Genomic DNA, 25,776 nt, shown 5'->3' on the forward strand with positions numbered 1-25,776 from the left:
GGCGGTTAGCGTCTACTGTGGCCGGTGGGGAGAGTCGTGTGAGCTTTGAGAAAGAAGTGCGGGCCGCGTTCCGGCGTGGTGACAGCGCCGAAGTGCTGCGGATGGCCGGTGCAGAGGTCGAGCGGGCGCGCGCGGCCGGTGATCCGGCCGGAGAAGTGGAAGCGCTCTACGCGATGAGCCGAGTCGCTGTCCGTGAAGACGATCTGCCGCACGCGGAACAATTGGCCAGTCAGGCTTTGGCAGTAGCCGTGCGCACAGGCGACAAACGACTTGAGGAACGTCCCAGGCACGTGCTGGCCGGTGTGACGCGGCTGTCGGGCAACCTGACCAAGGCCAGAAGGCTCTACAAAGCAAACATCGAGCTCAACGAGTCGCTCGGCCAGGATGAGATCGCCAACTCCGAGTACCACAACCTGGCCTTCACCGAACTGCGCCTTGGCAACGTGGCCAGGGCGCGAGAGCTGTTCGAGGCTGGCCGTGCACGGGTGTTCCAGCGTGGATATGACTCGTTTGTTCCTTACGTCTGTGTCGCGGCCGCGGCTCTCGCTACCGTTGAAGGGGACCATTTTCAGACCGTGAAGATGGTTGGCCTGACCGACAAAGCCTATGCCGCCATTGGCGAGGTGCCGGATCCCGACGACGCCATAGAACTCGAAAACGCGCGCACTGCGGCAATTCAGGCTCTGGGTGAATCACGATTCGAGCAGGCGTACGCCGCCGGTGCCACACTCGAACCTGCCGAAGCGTTTGGACTGTCCAGTTGAGACACGCCTGACGGGTTTGCACCAGACCCACCGGGGCGGTCAATGCAGGCGGCAATGACCGAACCTGTGGGACGGCGGCGAAGCCAGTCCGGACCGGTCTCCCGGCAGTGCTCTAACCCTTTCCCGTTGTGATCTCGGATGTCTGTATTGGATCGACGCGGCGATTCAGTGCGGAGCCTTGGCACGGACGAACTCGTAGAGGCCCCAGCCGGTTTCGCCGACGTCCTGGCAGCATTGGATGGCATGGCCCATCGCTTCAACCGCAGCGTTCCTAATTTAAGCTCGTGCCTGCGTGATGAGGTGGCCGCGTTCGAAATCCGGGAAACGCCTCAGCATCGCGCGCAGCTCATCGGCGTTCACGTTGGCGCCGAAGGTTTCCGAGCCTGGTTCGAGCTTGACGCCGTCCGCGAGTTGGCCTGCGACAACAGGATCGAAGCCGAACGCGGAGACCAGATCCGCGACGACCGCCACGTCCGCCGGGCCATCTCCGGCGATCGCGATGGCTTTGCGGCCTGCGGTACCAGTGGGACTGGCTTCATCCTCGAGGTCGTGATATCCCATGTGGTTGAAGGCTTTCACGACACGGGACTCGGCCAGATAGGCCTGGACTGTCTCGCTTGAGGACGTTCGCGGGTCGTTGAGGTCGTCGCGGATTCCGTCGACTTCCCACCAGTAGTCATCGCGTCGATGACGAGTTTGCCTTTCAGCTCCGCGGCCGGGATCGTTCGATATTTGCCCAGTGGCAGTGCGAGGATCACGATGTCGGCTTCGGCCGCGGCTTCTGGTGCGGTCATGGCGACCGCGCCAGGGGTGAGGACCTCGACGGTGAGCGCGATCTTGCTGCGTTCACCGGAGCCTGCGATGAGGACGCGATAACCGGCGGCGAGCGCGAGGCGGGCGAGGACGGTCCCCACCTTGCCCGCGCCGAGGATACCGATCGTGCTGGTCATGTCGTCTCCGTACTCGCGAAGATGTCTCGGACCATGGGAATCACCTTTGTGCCATAGAGTTCTACGGCACGCATGCGGGCGCTGGCTGGTTGGGATCCGCTGCTGTAGATCAGGTCGAACCGGCCGACTCCCAGTTCTTTGATCGCGCGAGCCATCTTGCGGGCGACGGTGTCCGGGGATCCAATGTAGAGCGAGCCGTGCTCGATCTCACGGTCGTACTCCGCGATGCTGATTGGCGGCCAGCCTCGCGTACGGCCGATCCGGTCACGGATGACCCGGTAGTGCGGCCAATAGACCTCGCGGGCTTGTTCGTCGGTGTCGGCGATGAAGCCGGGGGAGTGCATACCGACCGGGTGCGCGGTCGTCCCGAACTGTTCGGCGGCTTGCCTGTACAGGTCAAGGTACGGAGCGAACCTTTTCGCGGGCCCGCCGATGATGGCGAGCATCAGCGGCAGGTTGTAGTGGGCGGTGCGGACGACCGATTGGGGTGAACCACCGACACCGACCCAGGTTGTCAGCCGCCCTGAATCCGTTTTGGGATAGATGTCCGCATCTTCCAGTGCCGGGCGGAACTTTCCGCTCCACGTCACGGGTTGCTCGTCGAGCAGCCGCACGAACAGTTCGATCTTCTCCTCGAACAGGGCGTCGTAGTCTGCCAGGTCGTAGCCGAACAGCGGAAACGACTCGGTGAACGAACCCCGGCCGAGGATGACTTCCGCTCGCCCGTTGGACAACGCGTCGACTGTCGCGAAGCGCTGGAACACGCGTACGGGATCGTCCGAACTGAGCACGGTCACACCGGATGCCAAGTGGATACGTGAGGTCCGAGTGGCGATGCCGGCAAGCACTGTCTCTGGCGTGGAGATGGAAAACTCGGGGCGGTGGTGCTCGCCAAGCGCGATCACGTCCACCCCGGTCTCGTCCGCGAGCACGGCTTCGTCGACGACCTGCCGGATCGCCGCCGCGTGGCTCAGTAACTTGCCCGAATCGTCCTGCGGCACATCGCCGAAGGTGTCGAGGCCGAATACCAGATCAGACATGGGATGGCTCCTGGGTGAGCAGCTGGCGCACCCGCGGCGCGACCGCACGGCCGAACAGCTCGATCGTTCGCGCACGGGCAGCGCGCGGCAGGTGCATGATGTCGTACTTGAGGTCAAAGCGGTTCAGCCGCAGGTCACGCGCCATGAGCGCGATCTTGCGAGCGACCGTGTCCGGGGAGCCGACGAACAGCGCGCCGCCGTCGATCTCGGCCAGATAGCGTTCCCTGTCCGGCTTGTAGAACCCGCGCTCGGCTGCGATCTGGGCGACGACCGGTTGCCAGTACTTCCACCAGGTCTCCACGGCTTCCTCGTCGCTTTCCGCGATGAGGCCGAGAGAATGCATGCCGATCGGCTGCACCGGGTTTCCGAACTGCTTGAGCGCGACGTGGTAGAGCTCCACGAGACGAGCGAACCGTTGTGGGCGTCCACCAATGATGGCCAGCATGAGCGGAAGGCCATACCGGGCAGCGCGCACCACGGAATCCGGGCTCCCGCCCACGCCTATCCACGTGGGAATGCCGCCCGGCCTCATCTGTGGATGCAGCCGCTGATTGACCAGCGGTGAACGCGTTGTGCCAGACCAGGTCACGCGGTCCTCGCGCTGCAGTCGCATGAACAGGTCGAGCTTCTCGTCGAACAGCTGCTCGTAGTCAGCGAGGTTGTAGCCGAAGAGCGGGAACGATTCGGTCGCCGATGCCCGGCCGAGCACCAGCTGCGCGCGTCCATTTGAGACGGCGTCCACAGTGGAGAACTCGTGATAAAGCCGGACTGGGTCGTTCGTGCTCAGCACTGTCACCGTCGTGCCCAGCTTGATGCGGCTGGTCACGGTCGCCATCGCGGCGAGCAGCACGGGCGTGGCGCTGTCGTTGTGTCCTTCGCGGTAATGCTCGCCGACGCTGAAGACATCAAGACCTACCGACTCGGCGAGCCGCGCCTCGTCGACAAGGAGCCGAACCGTCTCCGCGTCGGTCAGTTCACGTGCACCATCCGTGGCCACCTCGCCGAACGAGTTGAGGCCGAACCCGAAGTCGTTCATGGCCGCCCCTCCAGATGATTGACGTATCAATTTTGACATGCCAATCATGCGTCGATACAATTGACATGTCAAACAGGAGGAGCCGTGACCAGGACGACACGACGACGCAGGGTGCTCCCGACCACAGCGGAGCTCAAAGCCTGGCGAGTGTTCATCGAGACGTCGGAAGCACTGCGGTCCGAACTCGGCACACGGCTGCAGGCGGAATCCGCGCTGTCCTCAGGCGACTATTCGGTACTGCTCGCGCTTAGCGAGACGGACGGGCACCGGCTGCGTTCATCCCTGCTCGCGGACCACGTCGGCTGGGAACGCAGCCGCCTGTCACACCACCTCGGCCGGATGGAGCGACGCGGCCTGATCAGGCGCGAAGACTGCTCAACGGACAACCGGGGCTCCGAGGTTGTCCTGACCGACGAGGGCGCCGCCATGTTCCGGGCCGCGACCGTCCCGCATCTCACCGCGGTTCGCGAGTTGTTCGTGGACGCGCTCACGCCGGAGCAGATCGCCGCCGTCGGCGAGATCGCGGCGGCACTGCAGGCCCACCTGAACAGATCGTCGTGAACCTGTCGTAGATGGATCGTGAACAACCGGCTGGTTACGTCAAGGCGTGGAAAGGGAACGCGCACACGATGAACTAAGGCGGCAGCAATGACCAAGACATCACTCGATCACTACTTCGAGCTGCTGGACTCGGACACCGGGGTCGACGGGATCAACGAGCTGTTCACCGAGAACGCGTTGGCGATCTACGGTGGCGAAGTGGCGCGTGGGCACGACTGGATCGGCCGACTGCACCGCAGCGTGATCGGCCGTCGCAAGTCGTCGCGTCACGAGTGGACGATCGTCGAGAAAACCCGTGACAGGCTTGTGGCCCAATGGCAAGAGAGTGGCGTGGACCTGCACGACAAGGAGTTCACGGCAAGCGGCCGCGCTGTCACGAGCCTCGACGACACCGGACGGATCTCCGATCTGCGGCTGAGCTTCGAATCCGGCACCGACCGGATCCGCGTGATTCTCGGCAGGCACCTTGAGGCCTTCGCGCTCGAAGATCCGGATGACCGGCGCGAGGTGATAGCGCAGGTCTACCACGAAGATGTTCGCTTCTTCGAAGCCGACAAGGTCAGTGTCTTCACCGGGCGCGCCGAGATCGCCGCCCGCACCGATCAGGTGTTGACGATGGCGCAGCCGCTGCTCGCGCAAATCGACGGCGTCATGGAGAACCATCACGCCGTCCTGTGGCAGTGGACCATCGTCAACCCGATCGCGGGCGAAGCACGCGGCTGGGAGGTCGTGCGTCTCGACGGCGACCAGATCCGTGAGTTCGTCGTGTTCACAGAGGACGCTGACACCCTCGTTGAGGGGATGCCGTGATCGACGCGCGTGTGGAGGCGCCGAAACGCCCCCACACGCCCGCGACTAACGCAGCAAGTACGCGTCGATAATGGTTTGATCGACGGAGTTGCCCGCCCGGTCGGCTGCGGTGGCCCGCAACGACACCGACTTCGCGTCCGCCGGGTGGTGCAGCATGGCGTACCCACCGATCAGCGGAGCGTTCTGCCAAGTCGTGCCCTTGTCGTAGGACACTTGGACCGTCTGCAGGCGCTGCTTCGAGGTGGTTCCTGGCTGGTTCTCCACTGTCACCGGCAGCAGGAACAGGCCCCTTGGGGCTGCCGCGTTCTCGTCCAGCTTCGGGGTGAACCGGATCGCGGACGCCGGATGCTGGGCGACGCCGGTGCTGCTGTCACCTTGGAATGTCCAGGTACCGGCCACCTTTGTGGCCTGGTCGTGGCCGGTGCGGGTGGCCTCTGTGACGATCTTGTACGTCGCCTTGCCCGCCGGAATGACGAACCGGCCGGAGCCTGCCTCGTTGTTCTGGCCGAGCAATTCCCCGTTGCGGTACAGCTTCGTCGATGCCGACGAAGTCGCCGACCATCCGGCGTTCCCGGTGCCATCGCTGAACAGCGGTATCGCGATCACCATGAGGTCACCGCGTTGCTGCACCCACAGATCGTCCTTTGTGTCCGGGAACGCGGGCCCGAACACGCCTTGGTGCATGGACTCCGCGTATGTCCGGCCGGGCGCGTAGTGCTTCACCGCGCCGGAGAACACTTCGTAGTTCTCGCCAGGCAGGCTCAGGCGACGGGCCCAGTCGGCGTTCTCACCGCCGTAGAACTCCTTGTGCACACCGGGTCCGACCGGCGTCAGCACTCCGAGGCCCCAGTCGGCGCGGGCGTTGTGCGGTGATGACGTCAGTCCAATGTAGGCAGGATCGGGGATCCGCTTGCCCAGATCGACGTTGACGGTAGCGAGGTCCTTCTGTGTGATCACCTTGGACAATCCGGTGTGGACACCGCCCTTGCGGAACCACGCCAGCGCGTACTTGTCGGTGCCGCTCGTCCAGTTCATCGCGAGCTGACCGGTGGCTTCGTTGGCTGGCGCGTCCGGGCCGATTTGTCCGAACCCGACAGTGCTGATGTCACCGCCGCGGTCGAAACTGGTGATCGTCCACCGGTTCTTTCCGGCGATCCGCTCGAACCCGAACTGCGTCTGCTGCAGCTGGGCGTTGGCGTCCGGCAGTTTGATGTCGACCGGCTTGGCCTTGCGGGCGTCGAGGTCGATCGTGATCGGCCCGTCGACACGCAGGTTCGGTGCGTTGATCACGTCTGAGGCGTACGGCTCGTCTGTCCACACCGACCCGGACAGCAGATACCGGCCCGCTGCCAACCGCTGAACTACCTTGCCGTCAGCGAAGTCACGCGGCATCACCAGTTGCGTGGTGTCCAGATTGGTCAGGAACACGTTCGTGTACCCAGGAACGCCGCCGTTTCGGTCGTGCGCGGTGATCGTGACGTCGTAGCTCTCGACCTCCAGATCGATCTCTACGGCAGTGCGCACAGACGTCGTGCCGCTGGTGGCGACCACCGCGCCGCCGAAGGTGCCGCCGTTCGGCGTGGTGCTGACCTCGGCCCTGACGGTGGCGGAGGCGGTGCCACCGGCAGGGATGGTGATGCGCGACGGCGAAACGCTGAACACGCCGCCGTTGGTGTCCATCTTCACCTCAAGGGTCACCGTGCTGGTGCCGTTGTTGGCGTACGAGATCTCTTTGGTGACAGCCGGTTTGCCGGTGTGCGGCCATTGCTGCTGGCCGAAGCTGAGGCTGATCGGCTGGCTGGTGACAGTCTGGGTGAGCACCTTCGCCGAGTCCACGCGCCCTGCACCCTGTTCGAACGGCGTCAGCCCTGGCGTCGGCGTGCTGGCGGTCACGAGCATCGCCTTGAGCTGGTCGCCACGCAGGTTCGGATGCTGTTGGGCCAGTAGGGCAGCCGCACCGGCGACGTGCGGGGCGGCCATGGACGTACCAGAAACGGCCGTGTAGCCGTCGTCGACAGGGGTGCCGATCCGGCCGTCCGCGTGCCGGGCCGCCACGATTTCCACGCCTGGCGCGGTGATGTCCGGTTTGATCATCCCGCCGCCCTTACGCGGGCCACGTGAGGAGAACTCGGCGATCTGGTTGTCGCGATCCACCGCGCCGACGGTCAACGCGGCGTCGGCGGCACCGGGGGAGCCGATCGTGCCGGGCACCGGGCCGTAGTTGCCAGCGGAGATCACGAACAGCGTGCCGTACTTGGCGGACAACGTGTTCACGGCCTCTTCGAGCGGGTCGACCTCGGGAGTGTCGAAGTCGCCGAGGCTCATGTTGACGATGTCGGCGCCCTGTTCGGCCGCCCACTGCATGCCCGCGATGATCCCGGAGTCGGCGCCGGACCCGGAGTCGTCAAGCACCTTCACGTCCAGGATCCGCGCGCCAGGGGCGACACCACGGTACTTCCCGCCCGACTTGGCGCCGGTGCCCGCGACGATCGATGCCACGTGCGTGCCGTGTCCATAGTGGTCGAGATCGTCGGGGGAGTCGGTGAAGTTCTTGCCACCGATCTCTTGCGTGACGAGGTCCGGATGCGTGTTGTCCACACCGGTGTCGAGCACCGCGACGGTCGTGCCAGCGCCCGTGTAGCCCGCGGCCCACGCGGTCGGTGCCCCGATCTGCGGGACACTGTGGTCGAGTGTGGCGCGCCGTTTCCCGTCGAGCCAGACCTTCGCGATACCGCTCGACTTCAGCGCCGGACCCGTCATGCTCTGCCAGAACTGCGTGGGATCAGCCTTGATCGCAGTGGCGTTGATGGCGGAGAGGCCGCCCGTGGGGCGCCGTGCCTCGTCGTACTTGACGATGAGCGGGATCGTGCCGCGATAGGCGCGCAGCGCGGTGATGTCGAAGAGGCGCTGGTCGACGACCTTGTTGGCGATCAAGGACATCGCGTCGGACGGGAAAACGTAGGTGTGCCCGTCGGCTTGGTACGTGGTGAATCTGAGCCGTTCCCGGCCAGGCCCAGGCAGGAGATAGCCCGCGCCGCCGTTGGCACTGGGAACGACCTTGTCGCCGGTGATCAGGGTGACCGCGTCGGCGGGATCGAACGGTTGCGGTGACGCGTGCGCGACCGCGGGAACACCGGTCAACGCCAAGAATGCGGACAGCAGAATGCCACTACGCCAACGGCGCACGGGTACCTCCAGGTGAGCAGGGTTCGCCGGAACGTAACGGCCGTCATGGGAAGTCCACAAGACGTCGTACGGGGGTGTCCCACTCACCGCGCAAACCCTTGTCCTGTCAAGTGAGAGCGCGCTCATCCACCGCTTGTTCCAAGCGGGCATTTCTTTCACTGTCGAGTGGCAAGAACTTGCCACTCGACAGTGTCCAGGCCTTGCGAAGGCCGCGGGTGGGATGCCGTGAAGGCCACCTTCGCGGCGTTGAACGCGCGAGGGCCTCCGTTGACGCGTTAGATGCCAATGTCGGGACCTTAAGAAGGTGCACGCGCGGCCGCTTGCGGGCATATCAAGGTCCACTATGGACAAGAAGCCGTCTCATCGGGCACACATGTCACATCAGCCTCATCTGTCACGGGTTGCCATGCCGTGAAGGCCACCTTCGCGGCGTTGAACGCACCTAACTCGGCCCTCGCGCCGCATTCGGGTCGTCGGAGTCAAACTTGCACCCTTGACCGCCGCGCTGTGGCCACGCCTCGTCTGCGCAGTCACTCCCAATGTCGACCTGCCTATGCCAGTCGCAAAATATTCGCAGGTCCACGGCCCGTGCCCGGCTCCAGGCTCGGCCAAGTCCCGAGCCTGGAGTTCCTGGCATTGCTGGACCTTCCCGCCCGCCCTTCAGCGGGTGACAGCTTCGCGGATCCACTCGGTGACGGTCGGCCACACGGGATGGGTCGGGTGCACGACGTCGAAGTGCGTGCCGCCCTCGACCTCGACGTAACGAGCATTTCCGGCCTCGGCATTCGTCTTCTCCACGTACCGGCGGCTCCACTCGGCCGGAATGGCCTCATCGCCTGTGCCATGCACGGCCAGCACGGGCACACCGGCGTTCGGCAGCTCGATCGGCGCCGCCCAGGCGTACCGCTCGGGCTGCTCCTCGAACCGCCCACCCAGCAGCAGATTCACGATCCCATCGCCGACGGCCTCGGCGACCACGGGCCACACCTCGGGCCGGGCGGCGTCAGGAGCGTCCTTCGGATGCACGGCGTCCGGGTCTGCAAGGACCGTGCCGAGGGTGATGGCGTCGGCGGTCTTCACGTCGAGCGCTCCGCCCAGGGTGACTACGCCGATTGGGGTGATCTTGGGGTTGGCTCCGGGGGCCTCGGGCGGCAGGACACCGCGATGGCCTGCCCAGGTGACGAGGTGGCCGCCCGCCGAGTGGCCGAGGAGTACGACGCGACTCGTGTCCAGTGCCGGGTCCATGCCGTCAAGGGCATCGATGGCCGCTGCTATGTCGAGGAACGTTCCGGGCCAGCCGCCGCCGGGTTCGCCGACGCGCCTGTATTCGATGTTCCACACCGCATAGCCGCGCGCGAGGAGGTCGTCGACGACGTCGGTGATCTGGCGACGGTCCCAGATCGCAGTCCAGTAGCCGCCGTGCGTGACGACCACGACTGGGAACGGGCCCTCGCCCTCCGGCAGGTACAGCTCGCCGACCTGGGATGGTTCGGGGCCGTAGGCGATGGTTCGGACCTTGCTGTCATGGGCGTCGTCGTAGCGAACGCCTCGCTCGGAGCTCACCAGCTTGTCGATTGTGCCGAAGAACGTCGCGATCGCGGGCAGGTTGCCGCCTTTGGCCTTTGATTCGTCCCATGCTGCGTCGTCTGTCCATTCGACGAAGTCGAGCCAGGTGTTCTCGTCGACGCGGACAAGGCGAGCGGAGCGGAAGCCGCGTCGGTCGGCCTTGAATGCGGCCACCATTCCTTGACGTGCCGCTAGCATGGCCGATGTGTTGTCTGGGGTCACTGTGAAGGTCGTCATCTCGATGACGGACATCGTCAACTCCTTGTTCGCGTACCGGCCATGTAGTCAGTAGGTGTGACAGTCCAGAGAACTTCCCAAGCCGCTCGCCTATTCCAGCATATGGTAAATTTTATGACAGTCATCAATCGTGACTAGATCGGGGTGTGCTGTGCGTGACGGTCTGAGCTTCGGTGTCTCCATCGCGCCGAGCACCGATGTGGCTTCGAACCGGGCCTTGGCCGTTGCCGCGGACGAGGGCGGTCTCGACCTCATCGGCATTCAGGATCACCCGTACGTGTCCGACTTCCTTGACACGTTCGTGGTCGCTGGCGACCTGCTCGCGGCCACCCAGAACATCAGCGTCTTCCCGGACGTCGCGAACCTTCCCCTGCGTCCGCCCGCGGTCCTTGCGAAGACCGCGGCCGCGCTAGACATCGTCTCAGGTGGACGGTTCGAGCTCGCGCTCGGCGCCGGTGGTTACTGGGACGCCATCACCCGCATGGGAGTGCCGCGCCGCAGCCCGGGTGAGGCGAACGTGGCGTTGCGTGAGGCGATCGCCGTGCTCCGCGCGCTGTGGGCGCAGGGATCGGCGCCGGTCCGGCTGAACGGCGAGTACTACTCGATCGCCGGGGCGCGGCCAGGGCCTGTGCCCGCGCACCCGATCGAGATCTGGACCGGCAGTCAGGGGCCGAAAGCGCTTGCCCTCACCGGCGCCATCGCCGACGGCTGGGCCGCACCCCTCGCCCAGTACCTGGCGTACGAGAAATGGGCCGAAGCCAACCGGATCATCGACGAAGCCGCTGCGGCCGCAGGCCGAACGCCTTCTGAGGTACGGCGGATCGCGCAGGTCGTCGGCACCATCACGGAAACGCCAGGCACACTGCGGGTCACGAATGGTGCTGAACCTGTGCGCGCGACGGCCGGTCAGTGGGCGGAGTTCCTGGCGCGTCTTGGCACCGAACAGCCGTTCACCACCTTCGTGTTCTGGCCGGAGCGGCCGTCGACCGATCAGGTCACCGCGTTCGCGCGCGAGGTGGCGCCCGAAGTCGTCCGACTGCTCCAGCGTTGACGCAGCCCCAACCCGCACGCCAGCGCTAGGCCAAGCAAGGCGCAGACGATCCCGGCAGGCAGTCCCGGTGGCGCCCAGGTGAGTTTGAGTTCGCCCTCGACAGGAACGTCCACAGTGAGCAGTCCGGCCGGACCGTCGCGCACTGGCACGGGCTTGCCGTTGATCTCGGCACGGTAACCGGGCCAGTTGAGCCGGGCGAACGTGAGGGTTCCGGCGCCGTGGAACCGGACGCGTTCAGACCGTGCACCATCCATTGTGTCCTCGAGCACAGTCAGGTTCGACGACCACGCGCTGACTCGCCCGTCAGGGAATGGGATGGGTTTGTCCCTGCGCAAGACTATGGCCTCGTCATCGCTTGATTCGACGTGCCAGCCCGGCTGTGGCTGTGGCGCGTTGACCAACGCCCGTTGGACCACAACGGTTTCCACGCGGGTCAGGTCCGCGATCGTGAGGTCGCCAAGAACCGGTGTGAACAATCTGGTGTATCCCTCGGCGCATGTCTGCCGGTGGTTCACGCACAACGCGTTCTCGTACTTCAGGAAGGCGATTCCGGTGTACGCCATCAGGCTCGGCACCCCGGCCGCCGCGTAGCCGTTGCCGAACCGGAAACGATCCCGAGGCTCCTTGGCCACGTCGGCGATCTGTGCGACGGTACCCACATATGGCACGTGGACAGTCGGGGTCGGATAGATCTGTGTGACCGAAACGTTGACCGGCGACCATGTGGTCTGCACCACGAGCACCACGGCCGTTCCTGCCGTCAGAACGCCTGCCATCCAACGGGAATTACCGCGCTGCGCCGCCAGAATGAGCAACGCGGTCAACCCAGCGAGTAGGAGCGCGCCAATCACGTGATGCACGGCGACCTTCGGGTAGGACGCGACAGAAAGATAAGTGCTAGCAAGCAACGCGCCACCGGTGATCGCTGCTCGTCGGCGCAGGTGATCCGTGCGTAGCCCGCCGGACAGCAACACGGCAAGCAGCACCGAGAGACCGAGAAGGAAAACCTCGATGTTGCGCAGCGGCCAGCGGAACATCCACAAGTTCGACGGCGCCAGACAGAACGCGAGGTACACACCGCTGACCACAAAGGCGGAGATCAGTTCGCGCTTGCGCCGCCGCAGCACTGTCCAGTCGAGCCATGCGAGCACTGGCACGGCGAACCACGCGAAGTAAGTCGCAGGAACGTGGAAGCGAATGTCCGACGGGTCGAACACCTTCATCAGTGGCGAATGGCCCGGCATGCTCATCGCGAGCAGGTCACCGATGCCTGGCTGCAGCATGCCGGAGTTGTAGAGCACCATGCCGCCGCGGCTGCCGACCGAAGCCGCACCGATCAGCGGCAGGAAAACCAACGGCACAACGGCAAGAACGGACAGTCCGATGAGGACGACCCGAAGCTTGCGGAACTCGGCGTATAGTCCGATGTAGATGGCCAGGATCGCCAGCACGCCATACGGATTGCCAGCCGTGATACACAGCGCGCCAAAGACGAACGCCCACACCGGACGCAGCGTCCGAGCCGCGGCCTTACGCCCAGACCACCACACCCACGGCACCCACGCGAACGTCATCAGCCCAGCGGCCCACGTACTTGCCTGGAAGAACAGGATGAAACCGCTGAACGGCAACGCGAAACCCAGTGCGAACGCCGCCCACCTCGACGCACCGAATTCCCGGCACAACAGGTACACGCCGAGCGCCAGTATCACCAGGAACTGGGTCTTCACCACGGCCGCGGCCAGCGCCAGGTCGTCGAACCGGGTGACAAGGAGATAGTCAGCCAGGTTCACCGGGTTCCACAGGCCGAACAGGGCTTCCCCGGCCAGGTTTCCGCCCTGCCACGAGTCCAGATCGAGCAGTGGATGGGTGCCGGAAAGCAATCGTTCGCCTATCCGATGCCACATCGGCGCGAACTGGGCCGCGCTGTCGTCGGCCAGGTAGAACAGGTGGGCCCGGGCGAACGGCACCATGGCCAGCACCGCCACAAGGACGCACAGGATCGCCGGCGGTACCCACCGCCGGTTGAGCAAGGAACTCACTGATTCGCCTCGTGCTCCTTGCCGGACGACACGCGCAACGACGCCGCGTGCGGCGTCCCACTTGTCTCTTTGACGAGGAAATGCGGCCTGCGTTTGGACTCGTAGTAGATCCGGCCGACGTACTCGCCGATGATCCCGAGGAACAGCAACTGCAGCCCGCCGAGGACGGAGACGCCGACCATCAACGTGGCGTATCCAGGCGCGTCAACGCCGCTGGCCAGCACGTCGACCACCACGTACCCGGCATAGAAGAAGGCGAGCAACGTCACGATCAGGCCTAGGTAGACGGCCAGCCGCAGCGGGCGGTTGTTGAACGACACGACCCCGTCTATGCCGTAGTTCAACAACTTTCGAAATGTCCACTTTGTCTGGCCGGTACAGCGCTGGACGTTCTGGTAATCGATGACCGCGGTGTCGAAACCGATCCAGGCGAACAGCCCTTTGGAGAACCGGTTGTATTCGCCAAGTGACAGCAAGGCGTTGACCGCCCTGCGCGTCATCACCCGGTAGTCGCCTTCCCCGTCCCGCAACCGGACATCCACCAGGCGATTCATCATCTTGTAGTACGCCTTCGACGACAACGCCCGCAGCCGTTTCTCGCCTTTGCGGTTTCGTCGCGCAACGACTTGGTCGTAGCCCTTGCCGAGCAACTCGATCATCTGGCCGAGTAACTCGGGCGGATGTTGCAGGTCCGCGTCCATGATCGCGACGACATCGCCATCGGCATGCGACAGTCCGGCCAGCATCGCGGATTCCTTGCCGAAGTTACGGCTCAGCGCGACATAGCGGACATGCGGATCTTCCGACGCGAGCTCCCGCATCCGGGCAAGCGTTTGATCGGAACTGCCGTCGTCGACCATGACGATCTCGAAATCGTGCGTGACCATGGGAAGGACGTCGTTCAGCCGCGCATGAAGACCCGCGAGTCCGTTCTCCTCGTTGAAGCACGGCACCACAACGGAAAGCCGCATCCGTTTTCCCCTTTGCCCGTCACCCGACCATATAGACGCCGCTGATGCGAAAAAGGTTGCCAACGAAGTTGTGGCAATGTCGTTGTCATGACGACGTTGGCCGATCGTGGCCGGGATGTCCGCTCATGGCTTGGTTTGGTGGCGGCCATGGTGCTCGCCGTGATATTGATGGGGTTTTCGTCCACATCGGAGCGAATGCCCCCTGCGATCGCGGGACCGGCCAGGTACGTCCAGGTGATCGCGCATCCCGATGACGACATCATCTTCATGAATCCGGATCTGGTCGCGGGGATCAGGGCCGGAGATCCCACCACCGGGATTTATCTCACCGCGGGCGAGACCGACAAACCGGATGCGGCCGCGTACGCCGCTCGGCGGCAGTCGGGCACCCGCGCAGCCTACGCGCGAATGGCTGGCGTTGCAAACGATTGGCGTGCCGAGCGGCTGGACGTCGACCCGAGACACTCGGTCGAGTTGTATACCTTGCACCAACGGCCACAGGTCCAAGTGGTCTTCGTCAATCTGCCGGAGAACAATGATCCCGTCGCCGTCGGCGGACGCCGATCGTTCGTGCGGCTGTGGAAAGACGATCGGGACGAACTGCGCGTCGGAACCCTCATGCCGACCGGTGGAGTCCTTACGCGCCAGTACTTCTACACCCACTCCGATGTGGTTCAGTTGTTGGTGAAGCTGTTCGAGCGGTTCGGGCCGACGGTGGTCAGGGCGCAGGATCCCAACCCGGACAAGCGGTTGCGCAAGGACGATATACCGTACCACGACCATCCGGACCATGTTGCTGCCGCGCTGTTCACCGACGCTGCTTCGCGCCTGTACCAAGGGCCTCGGTTCATTCACGAGAACTACCGGGACTACAACCTCGCCGAGGTGCCGCCCAATCTGTCCACTGCCGACCGGAAAGACAAGATCGACATCTTTGGTGCCTACGTACCGCATGACTCGGATGTGAGTCTGGGGTATCCGTACGACGTATGGTTGCCCGCGATGTATCAGCGCTATCCGCGCGGATCGACGTGGGCCATGGATGGTCGTGCTTACGTTGTCATGAATGGACAGTTGTACGCATGCCGTCCCGGCGAAGCCTGGGCTCCGATGCCGTGGGCAGACGGACCGCTCAACCAAGCGGTGTCCGCCGCTGGCGGCTGGGTGGTCGCGAAACGCGCCACTGACAACCAGATCCTGGCGTTGATCGACGGATCATGGCAGTCGCTCGGCAATCCGCACGACCACTTCGCCGGTGACCGCACGCAGATCGGTTCCCCTGTCACCAATGGAAAAGCTGTGTACGTGAAGAACGGGCGCGGTGGATTGAGCGTGTGGCGGCCCAGTCGCGGATGGACAGACCTTGGCGGCACTGACCTTCAGGATGGCCTCGCGCTCGCCGGGGACGACGTGTACGCGTCCACAAGGGACAAGGTGCTGCATTGGCATGCCGACAAGCTGGACCCAGGGTTCACCTCGCTGCGACCTGCGGGACCGCCATCGGCTGCCTTGACGCCAGGCGGGATCGCGGTCGTCTACCGGACCGACACTGGCGAGATCGCGTTGGGGGACAAGGTATTGTCCGGATTCTCCGGACCGGGAAATCCGACGGTCACAACCTCGGGAGCGGTGTTCGTCCGCACCTCGGCCGGTGGAATCGCGGTCACCAGTCGGGCGGGCCGGCGTGACCTAGGTGGACAGATGCTCGATCAGCCCGCGGCCATGGGTGCGGACGTGGTCGTCCTGAGCCCGGATGGGCAGGTACACATTTTCCGTGGTTAGCCATGGATTGCGGCCCAGTACTTGGAAAGCTGCTCGCTGTCGGTTGTCACGAGTCCGATGTAGCCGTCAGGGCGAATCAGCACCAGCGAGTCGGCCACATCGTATGCGGCCTGCACGTGTCCCTCACTGTCAACCACGGTTTCCGTTGCCTCCTTCGCCACGGTGGACGCGATAGTGGGCGCGGCGCTGAAGTCCAGCAGCGTCCAATGTGGACCACGGAACAGGTCGAAGAGCCTTGTCGATCGGCCATCGGCTGTGGTCACCGGTGCGTCCGGCGCGCGGTCTCCGGCCCGGAGAGCCCCGGGGATGGCACGGTCGTCGTGGGAAAGCGGACTGCCGCGGTAGTTGAGCGTGAGCTGATGTACCTCGGGGCCACGCACGTGGGCGTCTTCGTCGCCGCGCCTGTGCTTCTCCAGCAGGTTGGTGCTGATGTCCAGCGCGGTGCGGGCCGTCGCGAGACGTTCGGATTCATAGCTGTCCAGCACGATGTCCGGGGCTCCTGCCAGCGCTGCGGCGAGTTTCCAGCCGAGGTTGTAGCCGTCCTGGATGCCGGTGTTCATGCCTTGCCCGCCGGTCGGCGGATGCACGTGTCCGGCATCGCCGGCCAGGAAAACCCGGCCGTCGCGCAACCGCTCGGCAAGGCGGATGTTGGATCGCCAGGTGGTGTGCCAGGTGACCTCACCGATCTGGATGTCCGGGTTGCCGGACGACTCGGTGACCAGTCGCTGGAGGTAGTCGCGGACGGGTTCATCCTGGTTGTCCGGTGGCTGGGTGACCACAAAGAACAGCTCGGTCCCTGCCAGCGGCGTCACCGAGACGCTGGCGTCGCCTGCTTGCCAGATGCGGCCGTGGTCGTGGGTGATGCCGTCCACTCGCGCGTCAGCGAACAGCATCGCGGTGGATTCGTCTGTCTTACCGGGAAACGCGATGCCGAGGCGTTTGCGGACCGTGCTGTGTCCGCCGTCCGCGCCGACCAGATACCGGGCGCGTGTCGTGCCGGTACTCAGCGTCGCGGTCACGCCACCGGCGTCCTGGGTGAAATCGAGCAGTTCGGTGCTCAGTTCGACCCGCACGCCGAGGGCGGCCAGCCGCTCGCGAAGGATTTCCTCGGTCCGGAATTGGGGGACGAACCAGGTGTTGGGGTAGGGCACGGCCGGGGTTGGGTCGGTCGGTGCGGTCATCTGGCCTTCCCAGACGACCTTGTCGCCCTGGTAGGCGCGGATCACCGTGCCGAGATCGCCGCTGGCCACTATCTGGTCGATGATCCCGAGATCGTCGAACACCTCAAGGGTTCGCGGCTGGATGCCGTCGGCGCGTGATCCGCCGAAGAACCTGTCCGCGCGGTCGACGACGCGCACGTCCACGCCGCGTACCGCGAGTTCGCAGGCCAGCGTGAGCCCGGTCGGGCCCGCGCCGGCGATGAGTACATCGGTCATCACCGTCTCCTGTTCGTATAACGTACCAAATCGTCGTACGTCGTACTAATAACGTTAGCGGTACGGTGTACGAGTGGCAAGCGGCGAAGACGACGCACTGATCTGGACCCGTCCGGAGCCCGGCACCCGCCGGCCGAAGTTCACCCGCGACCAGATCGCGTCGACCGCGCTGGCCGTCGCCGACGCCGAGGGTTTCGCCGCGGTGTCGATGCGCCGGATCGCGAGTGAGCTGGGCGCGGGCACGATGACGCTGTATTACTACGTTCGCACCAAGGACGAGCTGATCGCGTTGATGGACGACGCGATCATGAACCAGGTGCTGATCCCGGCCGACGAACTGCCGTCGCACTGGTACGACGCCCTCGCCATGGTCGCGACGCGCACGTGGGAAGTGCTGGTGCACCACTCATGGGCGTTGCATTCCCTGCAGAACGCGCAGGCCGGTCCCAATGCCATGCGGCACTTCGAACAGTCGCTCGCCGCCATTGCCGACACCGGACTCGCCGCGCCCGACAAGTTCGCGCTGCTTGCCTTGGTCGACGACTACGTGCGCGGCAACGCCTTGCGCGCGGCGGAAATCACCTCGGACGGCGACATCGAGTCCGCTGTCCGGTTTGGACAGTCCCAGCTGGCCACCGGACAGTTCCCGCAAACGCGGGAACTATTCGGCGGCAGGGACCCACGCGACGTGTTTCCCGAGTTGCTCGGCGACATGTCCGACCACGACCGGTTCCGCCACGGCCTGCTGATCCTGTTGGACGGTGTCGCGCACCGGATGAACCTCAGCCTGCCTGACTGACGTGCAGGGTGGGCCGGTAGACGAGCTCCAGCGTGCGGCCGTCGAGCGTGCGGCTCTCCAAGAGTTCGAGGTCGAAATCGGCCGCGTCCTGGAAGATCGGCCGCAGTCCGGTCTGCCCGGTGATCACGGGAAAGACCGTCACCTGGACGCGGTCAACCAGGCCAGCGGCCATCAGCGACCGGTTCATCGACAGGCTTCCGTGTGACCGCAACGGGACATCGGATTCCTGCTTGAGTTTGGCGACGACGTCGACGGCGTCACCGCTGGCGACGGTCGCGTCCGGCCAGTCGAGTGGGCCTTGCAGGGTGCTCGACACGACCGTGGCTGGCATGTCCCGCATCCGGGTGACCCACGGATCGAGCTCCTCGGTGTACGAGCCCAGCAACTCCGCGAAATCCCGATAAGTGTTGGCCCCGAAGACCATCCGTCCCTCGCTGCGGTACATATCGAGGCGGTGTGCGAGCAGTTCGGGGCCTTGCTTGCCCCAGTAGCCGCCCCAGTCGCCGCGGTGCGCGGCGAACCCGTCGAGGCTGCTGAAGATGTCGAAGGTGTAGGTCGCGGTCATGGTCATGGTCATTCTCCTTGATCAGGCGAGCTTGGCCAGGTGGCGCAGCGAGTTGCCGAGGTGGTCGGGGCTGAATGGCGGGAACTGGATGTATTCCCGGATGTTCGGGGGGACGGCTGACCAGTCGTAGGTGAGCGTGACCTCGGTTGCGGACGGGCCCAGCGGTGCGAGGTCGTAGCGCCAGATCCAGCCGCCGAACTCCGGACCGTTGCCTTCGTCGTACCCGGTCAGCCAACTGATCGCGCGCGGTGCGTCGAGCACGTCGACCTTGTTGACGACCTGGTAGTCGCCGCCCGGATGGTCGGCGTGATACATGTCCATCCGGAAGAGCTGCCCGGCTTGAGTCAGCGGCGCGCGGTCGGCTGGTCGCTGAACCCAGCCGGTGCCGTCGATCGCCGCATGGGTGGTCGGGTCCGCCAGTACGGCGAACACGGCCGTGGCTGGTGCGTCGAGGGTCAATGTGGCGCTGACGTGCTCGGACATCGTGTGCCTCCGGTGAGTTGGGGGTCTCTCACCTTGGCGACGAACGCGCTCGACACCATTCGACATCGGCGCCGAAAAAATTCAGATACAGGCCGCGTACACGTCGGATACAGGCCCGGCTGGCACCGTCAAACCAGCCCGAAAACCGCTGTAACCGAGGACAAGAATGAGAATCGCATCGTTGACCGCCGCGCTCGTCGCTATGACCGCCGTCGTACTGCCTGGTCAGGCCCAGGCGGCGACCGGTCCGCACCACTGGATGTACACCGAGGACGACAACCCCGGTGGCAAGGTCGACTTCTGGCCGAACGGTGACATCGTTCAGCTCTGCGACCAGCAGGCTGACGGCGCGCGGGCCGAGCTCCACGTGTACGACGCCACCGCTGGCGGGCTCGTGATGCACCTGGAAGCGGTGGGCGACGGTGTGTGCGTGTCGCGCCGTGCCTCCGACGGCGGGCGCTACGACCTGGCGGAGAACCACTGCTTCAGGTTCAACATCCAGCTCAGGAACAACGGCACTGTGGTCAACCCGAGCTTCGACCAGGCGCACTGGCGTAACTACAACGACGCCAAGGCCAACTGCGACTGATTAGTTCGATAGCCGGTGGAGTTGCTGCCTGACGGCGCTGGCCTGGGGGTCTGCGCCGAAGGTCTGCCACAGTTCGAGGGCGCGGCCTAAGTGTGTTCGTGCCGCGGCATGGTCATCTTGTTCGGCGTCGAGTTCGCCGAGCAGCTGCCAGCAGCGTGCTTCGTCAGCACGATCGCCGACGCCCTCGAACAACCCCGCCGCGCGGGTCAACGTTTTCGTCGTCCGTGTCGGTTCTTGTTGCTGTGCCTGGATATGGCCGATCCTCAGCAGCGTGTACGCCAAGCATCGCTGGTCGTGCAGTTGCTCGAAGATGGCCTGGGCGCGGTGCAGGCAGTCGAGCGCTGATGCCGTGGCGCCAAGGTTTCGGTGAAGCTGGCTCATCTCGCGTAGCACGACCGCTTCGCGGTGGACGTCGTCGAGTTCGCGGGACAGCTCAAGGGCATCGCGGAACCAGGTTCGTGCGTCCTCGGTGCGTCCGGCGGCCAGGTGAATGACCGCGATGCCGTTACGCAGCGCCGCTTCGATGTGCCGGTCGCGGGCGGTGGTCACGATTTCCAGCGCGCGTGTGGCTTTGTTCAGGGCGTCGTCGTGATGACCGAGGACCCTCGCGACCGTGGCCTGTCCGGCGATGGCCAGTGCTTCTCCACGCCGGTCGCCTGCCTGCTGGGCCAGGTGGAGTGACTGCCGGAGGTTGTCGGTGGCCGCGTCGAACTCGTCGCGGTAGATCTGTACCTGAGCCAGCCCGTTGTGCAGTACGGCCGTGCCACGCGGGTTGTTCGCTGTACAGGCAGTCAATGCCAAGCGGTGGCTGCGTTCCCAGTCCTGGTGGAGGCTGCGCAAGTCGTAGTAGGGGACCATGGCAGCCGCGAGTTCCCAGGCCAGTTCGTCAAGTCCGCGCTCGGCTGCCAGCGCGACCGCTTCGAGCATGGCCGCTCGTTCTCCTTCGAACCAGGCCATGGGGTCGCTGATCAGCCTTTGGGTGAGCGTTTTTGGCAACGCTCGCCGCGGCGAGGTTCCTGGGATTGGCCGTAACAGCCCCGGCGGCAGGCCTTCGGCGGCTTGCTCGGCAAGCCATAGCCGCGTGGCCAAATGCCTGATCAGGGCGGCTTCAACCTCGGGATACGCCGCCGCGGCCTCGACGGCGTAGGCGCGCAACAGGTCGTGCAGCCGGTATCTGGGTTGTCCGAGCGCGTCGGTACCGGTCAGCCGGATCAGGTTGGCGTCGAGGAGAACGTCCAGAATCTCGTCGGTGTCATGCCTGTCCAGCAAGGGATCCAGTACCCAGGCTGGCACCGATTGCGCGCCCAGCAAGCCAATCATCGCGAACGCCTGCACGGCGTCAGCTGGCAGTGTGCGCAGGCTCAGGTCGAAGCTCGCGCGGACGCCGAGGTCGCCGGTGCGTAGTTCGTCGAGCCGCCGTGACTCGTCTTCCAGTCGCTCTCGCAGCATTCGCAATGGCCAGTGGGCACGCCCGGCGAGTTTGCCGCCGACGATCCGGATTGCCAGCGGCAGGTAGCCGCATGCCCGCACGATCGCGTCGGCATGCACGGGTTCGGCGTCCACCCGGTCACGGCCCACGATCGTGGTGAACATCCGGTTGGCCGCCGCCGGTGACAGTACGTCCAGCTCGACGTGCCGGGCTCCGGGCAGATCCCCGAGCTGCCGCCGGGTGGTGATCATGACGGCACATCGTCCGGTCGGCGGCAGCAATGGCCGGAGCTGGCTGCTGTCCGCGGCATCGTCGAGCAGGAGCAGCAGGCTGCGTCCGGCCAGGACCGAGCGGTACAGCGATGCACGTGCGGGCAGGCTCGACGGGATCAAGGCGCCCGGAACACCAAGTGCGCCAAGAACCTCGGCGACCATCACAGCCGGATCCCTTGGCTGGTTGGACGTTCCGGCGAGCTCGAGGTAGATCTGGCCGTCCGGGAAGCCTTCGCTCGCGGTGTGGGCGGCGTGCACGGCAAGGCTCGATTTGCCAACACCCGGCCCGCCCGCCATGACCACGATCGGCGGCGGCCCGTTGTCCTGGCGGGACTTCAGCGTGTCGAGCACGTAGGCCAACTGCTCGGCGCGGCCGCTGAAGTCGGGTATGTCAGCGGGCAGTTGATGCACGGGCACTGTCGCCGCGTGACTCTGCGGCGCGAGCGTGGGATCACTGCGCAGGATCCGCTCGTGTAATTGCTTTACGGGTTCCCCCGGGTCGATCCCGAGTTCGTCCGCCAGCGCGGCCCTGAGTTCGGCGTAGGCCGTGAGCGCCTCGGCCTGCCTTCCGCTTCGGTACAAGGCAAGCATGTGGAGCTCGCGTAGTCGTTCCCTGAGCGGGCGCTGGGCGATTTCTTCGGCTAGTTCGGTCACCACCTGCGCGTGTTCGCCGCGGTCCAGCCGTGCCTGCGCCAGATCTTCCACGGCCGCGATCCGGAGTTCCGCCAGGCGCTGGACCTCGGCTGCTACGAGAGGGATCGCGGGCACGTCCTCGAATGCCGTGCCCCGCCACAGACCCAGGGCTTTGCTCAGCGCCTCCGTGGCAGCTTCCGGATCACCCGCACCCAGGGCTTTGCGGCCACGTTCGGCCAGTGCCGTGAACTGGCCAAGGTCGGTGTCTTGCGGCTCGACGTACAGCCGGTACCCGGGTGGTTGGGTGATCAGCCGGTCCGCGCCGAGCAGGCGGCGAAGCCGGGCTGCGTACCCGTGGATCTGGTTGCCCACGGTCTGCGGCGGGCGCTCGTCCCACAGGTGGTCGGCCATCCGGTCGCGTGACACCACCCGGTTCGCCTCGATCAGCAGGACCGCGAGCATCAGCCGTGGTTTTGCCGCTCCGAGCCGCTGCCATTCGGCGTTTTCGAGCACCTCAAGCGGGCCGAGAACCCGAAACCGCATGCCCACCTCTATGTACCCGCGACTGACGTGCCCACCAACGTAGTCCGGCCACCCCATGCCTGGAAGGTGACGCATATCGCGGTGTGGGACGTCAACAAGGTTTCCTCCCGAGTTGACGGGAACTTTCAAGGCTCCTCGGTGCGGGTTCGGGGGCCGCAATGGACGTCTGCGTGAAGGCCGAGTTGGGTGCGTTGAATGCCGTGAAGGTGGCCTTCACGGCGTTCAACCTGGATTCACCGTTGATCTTGGGTTGTGGTCGTGGTGGTGGGTGGTTGTGGTGGTGGGCTGGTGGTGTGTGGTGTGGTCGTGTGGGAGTTGCTGGTCTGCCCAGCTTTTCCACTGTGGTCTTTCGGGTTGGGCCTGGTCAGGCGGGTGGTTAGGGGTTCAGGCGGGGTGGGGTGGGGCGTGGATGGTGGTGAACAGGTGGGTGAAGTCGGTGGCCCAGGGCCAGTCTTGTGGTAGTCGCAGGGTGATGTGGCGGGCGGTGCGGGTGACGCGGGCGGCGATGGTGATCAACCGGCGGCGCAGGGTGGTCAGCCGTGTTCGGGCGTGGGCAGGGCCGGCCAGGCAGGCGGTGGCGCGCAGGAGGTTGTGGGTCAGGGCGGCCAGGGACAGCCAGGCGGCGTTGGCGGCGAACAGTCCGGACGGGAAGTGGGCCAGCGGGCCGGCCGCGAGTTCGGCGAAGACGTGTTCGATCGCGCCACTGCGTTGGTCGTGCAGACGCCAGGCGGTGGCCGTGTCGAAGCCGGCCGTGTCGGGCTCGGTGGTGTCGGGCTCGGTGGTGGCGGGCCTGGTGGTGGTGGGTGGGAGGTTGGTGAACACCGCGTGGTAGCGCCAGGCTGGGAACAACTCGCCCTGCTCGTCGCGGGTGGTGATCCGGGTCCGGCGGACCAGTAGCCGGGCGGTGGTTTTCTGGCCGGGATTGACGGTCGGGTTGGTGAACGCGGTATGGCTGGTCTCGGCGATCTGGGCGGTGTGGATCAGTTGCCCGGTGTGCGGGTCGAGGACCGGGTCGCGGTAGGTGTGCTGCTGCCAGGCGTGCTCGGTGATCGCGTCGATCGCCTCCCGGATCGCGGAATGTTGTGGGGCGGTGATGGAGAACCAGGCCCCTTCCCGCGCCAGCATCGTGATCAATTCCCCGACATAGAACCCGGAATCGCCGCGTACCAGCAGCGGCCCGGTGGCGCCCGCGGCGCGGGCGGTGCCCAGCGCGCGGCGGGCCAGCGAGCTCACCGCGCGGCGGGTATCGGCGTTGCCGCCCCGTAACCGGGTCGCCACGATCACCGGCCTGCCCGCCGCTGTGGTCAGGGTCGCGGCCAGCGTGTTCAACCCCAGCACCCCGGTGTAGCCGAACGCGGCCCCGTCTTTGCCCCGCCCGTAGACCTGGCTGATTTTCGAGTCCAGATCCAGCAACCCCAACCGGTCGGCCCCCGCCAGCAGCGGCGTCAGCTCCGCCAAGCGGGCCAGCAGCCGGGCGGAGAGTTTCTCCAGCTGAGCGACATGACCCATGCTGAACCAGCGCAGGAACGTGCCCACTGTGGACGGTGCGCGGATCCCGGTGAACAACCCCGCCATCCCGCCATGCCGCACCAGGTCCAGATCACTGATCGAGTCCGCGCCCGCGGCCATCCCGGCCACGATCGTGCTGATCTTCGCGCCCGCGTTCGCCCCGACCGGACCACCCAGCCGGACCAGCTCACCGGCCAGATCCGACAACCCCGCGTCCTCGGCCAGCCGCATCACCGCCACCAGGCCCGCGTGCGACACCAATCCCGGATCGTCGAACCTCACCGACACCGCGCCACGCGTATGCGATGCTTTCACTCAGCAGATGCCCTCTCACTCGGACCGATATGTTTCTGTCACAAGAACAATCGTCCCAAGTCAGAGGGCATCTGCCCGTCCACGACACGACCAACCCACCAAGATCTTCGGTGAATCCAGGTTCAACGCACTAAAAGTTCCCCACACGCTCGCCAAGTTATCCACAGGCTCGCCTCGCCGTCTTCCTGAGTCCAAGCGGTACCGCCAAGCTCTTTCACATGAAGAGGGGAAGGTGGGCCGACCACCCAGAACGACTGATTGAGCAGAGCAAAGGCGGTGTCATCAGGGCAGCGACTCTGGAAAACACTGGCATGGACACGAGCACGGTTTACCGCAGGTGTCAGCCCGGCGGTCCGTGGCGAAGGATCTTGCCTGGGGTGATTCTGCTGCAGCCAACCCAGCCGAGTGCCGACCAACGCGTGATCGGGGCGCTCATGCACGCGGGCACGGAGGCGTTGATCACCGGTGTGGAGGCCTGCCGAAGATATGGTCTGGAAACCGAGGGATGTACTCCGTCGGACAAAGTGCATGTCCTTGTCCCCCACGATCGCAAGGTGCAGAGCAGCGATTTCGTCATCGTCGAACGGACACATCGAATACCCGAACCGGTGGTTCGAGCAGGGTTCCCCCTGACACCGTTGCCGCGTGCCGTGCTGGACGCGGCGCGTCGCGTTCGGATTGCGGACCCGATCAAGCGCTTGCTTATCTCAGCCATGCAGCGCGGGGGATGCTCTGCTGACTCCATTGCGTGGGAACTCGAACGTGGGAGTCAACGCGGAACGGCGATGCCGCGACGCCTGCTTGCCGATGTCACATCGGCGTGGTCGATGGCGGAGGCTCAGGCCATGGTGATCGTTCGTGATTCGACGCTGCCTGATCCACAGTGGAATGTGAGCGTCTTCGGCCAAGATGGCCGGTACATCGGCTGTCCGGACGCATGGTGGAACGAGGTCGCGTTGGCATGGGAGATCGACTCATATCAGTTCCACTTCAAACCGGGTGACTATGCCAGGACCATCGAGCGAAATTCCAGGTACGCGGCCGCTGGGATCCTGGTGATCCAGACGCTGCCTACTGAACTCCGAGATGCTCCCGGCGCTGTGATCCAGAAGCTCCACGCTGCTTACCAGGCAGCTTCGGCGCGGCCCCGGCCTGGCGTGCAACAGGTGGGTCGGCTGCCTGAAGGCTTTGCAGGGGTGACGTGAGG

21 protein-coding genes are annotated in these 25,776 nt (G+C 65.2%); 8 read left to right on the plus strand and 13 right to left on the minus strand.

Annotated elements, in window-relative coordinates; all coding sequences use genetic code 11:
* The first annotated feature begins 38 nt into the window (after positions 1-38).
* Positions 39-764 carry a hypothetical protein gene (locus LWC34_RS05945; RefSeq protein ID WP_233723441.1) on the plus strand — a complete coding sequence of 242 codons (726 nt, stop codon included), beginning with the start codon at positions 39-41 and terminating at the stop codon, positions 762-764.
* Between the two features lie 276 nt (positions 765-1,040).
* Here LWC34_RS05945 and LWC34_RS05950 read toward each other — a convergent pair whose 3' ends face one another.
* The 4 genes from LWC34_RS05950 to LWC34_RS05965 are packed head-to-tail and all read right to left on the minus strand — an operon-like array spanning position 1,041 to position 3,790.
* A complete protein-coding gene (locus tag LWC34_RS05950) occupies positions 1,041-1,325 on the minus strand; it encodes an NAD(P)-binding domain-containing protein (protein WP_233723443.1) in 285 nt (94 codons plus the stop codon).
* A 14-nt stretch (positions 1,326-1,339) separates the two neighbouring features.
* Positions 1,340-1,714, minus strand: coding sequence for an NADPH-dependent F420 reductase (locus tag LWC34_RS05955; protein ID WP_233723445.1), 375 nt, complete (start codon positions 1,712-1,714; stop codon positions 1,340-1,342).
* Positions 1,711-2,754 carry an LLM class flavin-dependent oxidoreductase gene (locus tag LWC34_RS05960; protein WP_233723446.1) on the minus strand — a complete coding sequence of 348 codons (1,044 nt, stop codon included), beginning with the start codon at positions 2,752-2,754 and terminating at the stop codon, positions 1,711-1,713. The genes LWC34_RS05955 and LWC34_RS05960 overlap by 4 nt, the downstream gene beginning before the upstream one ends.
* Positions 2,747-3,790 carry an LLM class flavin-dependent oxidoreductase gene (locus tag LWC34_RS05965; protein ID WP_233723448.1) on the minus strand — a complete coding sequence of 348 codons (1,044 nt, stop codon included), beginning with the start codon at positions 3,788-3,790 and terminating at the stop codon, positions 2,747-2,749. Before LWC34_RS05965 ends, LWC34_RS05960 begins: the two co-directional genes overlap by 8 nt.
* Before the next feature lie 84 nt (positions 3,791-3,874).
* On the opposite strand from LWC34_RS05965, the gene LWC34_RS05970 reads away from it, so the two are divergent.
* Entirely contained in the window at positions 3,875-4,351 is a 477-nt protein-coding gene (locus tag LWC34_RS05970) for a MarR family winged helix-turn-helix transcriptional regulator (protein WP_233723449.1), read from the plus strand.
* 87 nt (positions 4,352-4,438) lie between these two features.
* Positions 4,439-5,161, plus strand: a complete 723-nt coding sequence (locus LWC34_RS05975) for a hypothetical protein (RefSeq protein WP_233723451.1) — start codon at positions 4,439-4,441, stop codon at positions 5,159-5,161.
* A 45-nt stretch (positions 5,162-5,206) separates the two neighbouring features.
* On the opposite strand, the gene LWC34_RS05980 is transcribed toward LWC34_RS05975, so the two are convergent.
* Both LWC34_RS05980 and LWC34_RS05985 read right to left on the minus strand, forming a co-directional pair.
* On the minus strand, positions 5,207-8,434 hold the full coding sequence (locus LWC34_RS05980; RefSeq protein WP_233723453.1) for a S8 family serine peptidase: 3,228 nt from the start codon (positions 8,432-8,434) through the stop codon (positions 5,207-5,209).
* 573 nt (positions 8,435-9,007) lie between these two features.
* A complete protein-coding gene (locus LWC34_RS05985) occupies positions 9,008-10,165 on the minus strand; it encodes an alpha/beta hydrolase fold domain-containing protein (RefSeq protein WP_233723462.1) in 1,158 nt (385 codons plus the stop codon).
* 136 nt (positions 10,166-10,301) lie between these two features.
* Here LWC34_RS05985 and LWC34_RS05990 point away from each other — a divergent pair, with 136 nt between their 5' ends.
* Positions 10,302-11,201, plus strand: coding sequence for an LLM class flavin-dependent oxidoreductase (locus tag LWC34_RS05990; RefSeq protein WP_233723464.1), 900 nt, complete (start codon positions 10,302-10,304; stop codon positions 11,199-11,201).
* On the opposite strand, the gene LWC34_RS05995 is transcribed toward LWC34_RS05990, so the two are convergent.
* Together LWC34_RS05995 and LWC34_RS06000 are read right to left on the minus strand one after the other, a co-directional pair.
* Complete coding sequence (locus LWC34_RS05995; protein ID WP_233723466.1) at positions 11,141-13,243, minus strand: putative glycosyltransferase family protein; 2,103 nt, start codon at positions 13,241-13,243, stop codon at positions 11,141-11,143. The genes LWC34_RS05990 and LWC34_RS05995 overlap by 61 nt on opposite strands.
* Entirely contained in the window at positions 13,240-14,214 is a 975-nt protein-coding gene (locus tag LWC34_RS06000) for a glycosyltransferase family 2 protein (RefSeq protein ID WP_233723468.1), read from the minus strand. The genes LWC34_RS05995 and LWC34_RS06000 overlap by 4 nt, the downstream gene beginning before the upstream one ends.
* Before the next feature lie 87 nt (positions 14,215-14,301).
* Between LWC34_RS06000 and LWC34_RS06005 the strand changes: the two genes are divergently transcribed.
* Entirely contained in the window at positions 14,302-15,996 is a 1,695-nt protein-coding gene (locus LWC34_RS06005; RefSeq protein WP_233723470.1) for a PIG-L family deacetylase, read from the plus strand.
* Here LWC34_RS06005 and LWC34_RS06010 read toward each other — a convergent pair.
* Positions 15,993-17,432 (minus strand): FAD-dependent monooxygenase, encoded by a 1,440-nt coding sequence (locus tag LWC34_RS06010; protein WP_233723472.1) that lies wholly within the window; start codon positions 17,430-17,432, stop codon positions 15,993-15,995. The two genes, LWC34_RS06005 and LWC34_RS06010, sit on opposite strands and share 4 nt — an antisense overlap.
* 73 nt (positions 17,433-17,505) lie before the next feature.
* Here LWC34_RS06010 and LWC34_RS06015 point away from each other — a divergent pair, with 73 nt between their 5' ends.
* Positions 17,506-18,231 (plus strand): TetR/AcrR family transcriptional regulator, encoded by a 726-nt coding sequence (locus tag LWC34_RS06015; protein WP_233723474.1) that lies wholly within the window; start codon positions 17,506-17,508, stop codon positions 18,229-18,231.
* Here LWC34_RS06015 and LWC34_RS06020 read toward each other — a convergent pair.
* Entirely contained in the window at positions 18,215-18,796 is a 582-nt protein-coding gene (locus tag LWC34_RS06020) for a dihydrofolate reductase family protein (protein ID WP_233726373.1), read from the minus strand. The genes LWC34_RS06015 and LWC34_RS06020 overlap by 17 nt on opposite strands.
* 21 nt (positions 18,797-18,817) lie before the next feature.
* Positions 18,818-19,279: an SRPBCC family protein gene (locus LWC34_RS06025; RefSeq protein ID WP_233723476.1), complete on the minus strand. Its 462-nt coding sequence runs from the start codon at positions 19,277-19,279 to the stop codon at positions 18,818-18,820.
* Positions 19,280-19,445: 166 nt separating this feature from the next.
* Between LWC34_RS06025 and LWC34_RS06030 the strand changes: the two genes are divergently transcribed.
* Positions 19,446-19,868: a hypothetical protein gene (locus tag LWC34_RS06030; RefSeq protein WP_233723478.1), complete on the plus strand. Its 423-nt coding sequence runs from the start codon at positions 19,446-19,448 to the stop codon at positions 19,866-19,868.
* On the opposite strand, the gene LWC34_RS06035 is transcribed toward LWC34_RS06030, so the two are convergent.
* Positions 19,869-22,745: an AfsR/SARP family transcriptional regulator gene (locus LWC34_RS06035; protein ID WP_233723480.1), complete on the minus strand. Its 2,877-nt coding sequence runs from the start codon at positions 22,743-22,745 to the stop codon at positions 19,869-19,871.
* 384 nt (positions 22,746-23,129) lie between these two features.
* Positions 23,130-24,569, minus strand: coding sequence for an IS1380 family transposase (locus LWC34_RS06040; protein WP_233723482.1), 1,440 nt, complete (start codon positions 24,567-24,569; stop codon positions 23,130-23,132).
* A gap of 218 nt (positions 24,570-24,787) precedes the next feature.
* Between LWC34_RS06040 and LWC34_RS06045 the strand changes: the two genes are divergently transcribed.
* Positions 24,788-25,774, plus strand: a complete 987-nt coding sequence (locus LWC34_RS06045) for a hypothetical protein (RefSeq protein ID WP_233723484.1) — start codon at positions 24,788-24,790, stop codon at positions 25,772-25,774.
* Positions 25,775-25,776 lie beyond the last annotated feature (2 nt).

This window comes from Kibdelosporangium philippinense (genome assembly GCF_021390435.2).
GTDB lineage: Bacteria > Actinomycetota > Actinomycetes > Mycobacteriales > Pseudonocardiaceae > Kibdelosporangium > Kibdelosporangium philippinense.

Excerpts from the sequence above, each read along its gene's own strand:
- LWC34_RS05950 (WP_233723443.1), bottom strand. The coding sequence starts at position 1,325 with ATGGGATATCACGACCTCGAGGATGAAGCCAGTCCCACTGGTACCGCA.
- LWC34_RS05955 (WP_233723445.1), bottom strand. The coding sequence starts at position 1,714 with ATGACCAGCACGATCGGTATCCTCGGCGCGGGCAAGGTGGGGACCGTC.
- LWC34_RS05960 (WP_233723446.1), bottom strand. The coding sequence starts at position 2,754 with ATGTCTGATCTGGTATTCGGCCTCGACACCTTCGGCGATGTGCCGCAG.
- LWC34_RS05965 (WP_233723448.1), bottom strand. The coding sequence starts at position 3,790 with ATGAACGACTTCGGGTTCGGCCTCAACTCGTTCGGCGAGGTGGCCACG.
- LWC34_RS05975 (WP_233723451.1), top strand. The coding sequence starts at position 4,439 with ATGACCAAGACATCACTCGATCACTACTTCGAGCTGCTGGACTCGGAC.
- LWC34_RS05985 (WP_233723462.1), bottom strand. The coding sequence starts at position 10,165 with ATGTCCGTCATCGAGATGACGACCTTCACAGTGACCCCAGACAACACA.
- LWC34_RS06000 (WP_233723468.1), bottom strand. The coding sequence starts at position 14,214 with ATGCGGCTTTCCGTTGTGGTGCCGTGCTTCAACGAGGAGAACGGACTC.
- LWC34_RS06005 (WP_233723470.1), top strand. The coding sequence starts at position 14,302 with ATGACGACGTTGGCCGATCGTGGCCGGGATGTCCGCTCATGGCTTGGT.
- LWC34_RS06010 (WP_233723472.1), bottom strand. The coding sequence starts at position 17,432 with ATGACCGATGTACTCATCGCCGGCGCGGGCCCGACCGGGCTCACGCTG.
- LWC34_RS06020 (WP_233726373.1), bottom strand. The coding sequence starts at position 18,796 with ATGACCGCGACCTACACCTTCGACATCTTCAGCAGCCTCGACGGGTTC.
- LWC34_RS06025 (WP_233723476.1), bottom strand. The coding sequence starts at position 19,279 with ATGTCCGAGCACGTCAGCGCCACATTGACCCTCGACGCACCAGCCACG.
- LWC34_RS06030 (WP_233723478.1), top strand. The coding sequence starts at position 19,446 with ATGAGAATCGCATCGTTGACCGCCGCGCTCGTCGCTATGACCGCCGTC.
- LWC34_RS06035 (WP_233723480.1), bottom strand. The coding sequence starts at position 22,745 with ATGCGGTTTCGGGTTCTCGGCCCGCTTGAGGTGCTCGAAAACGCCGAA.
- LWC34_RS06045 (WP_233723484.1), top strand. The coding sequence starts at position 24,788 with ATGAAGAGGGGAAGGTGGGCCGACCACCCAGAACGACTGATTGAGCAG.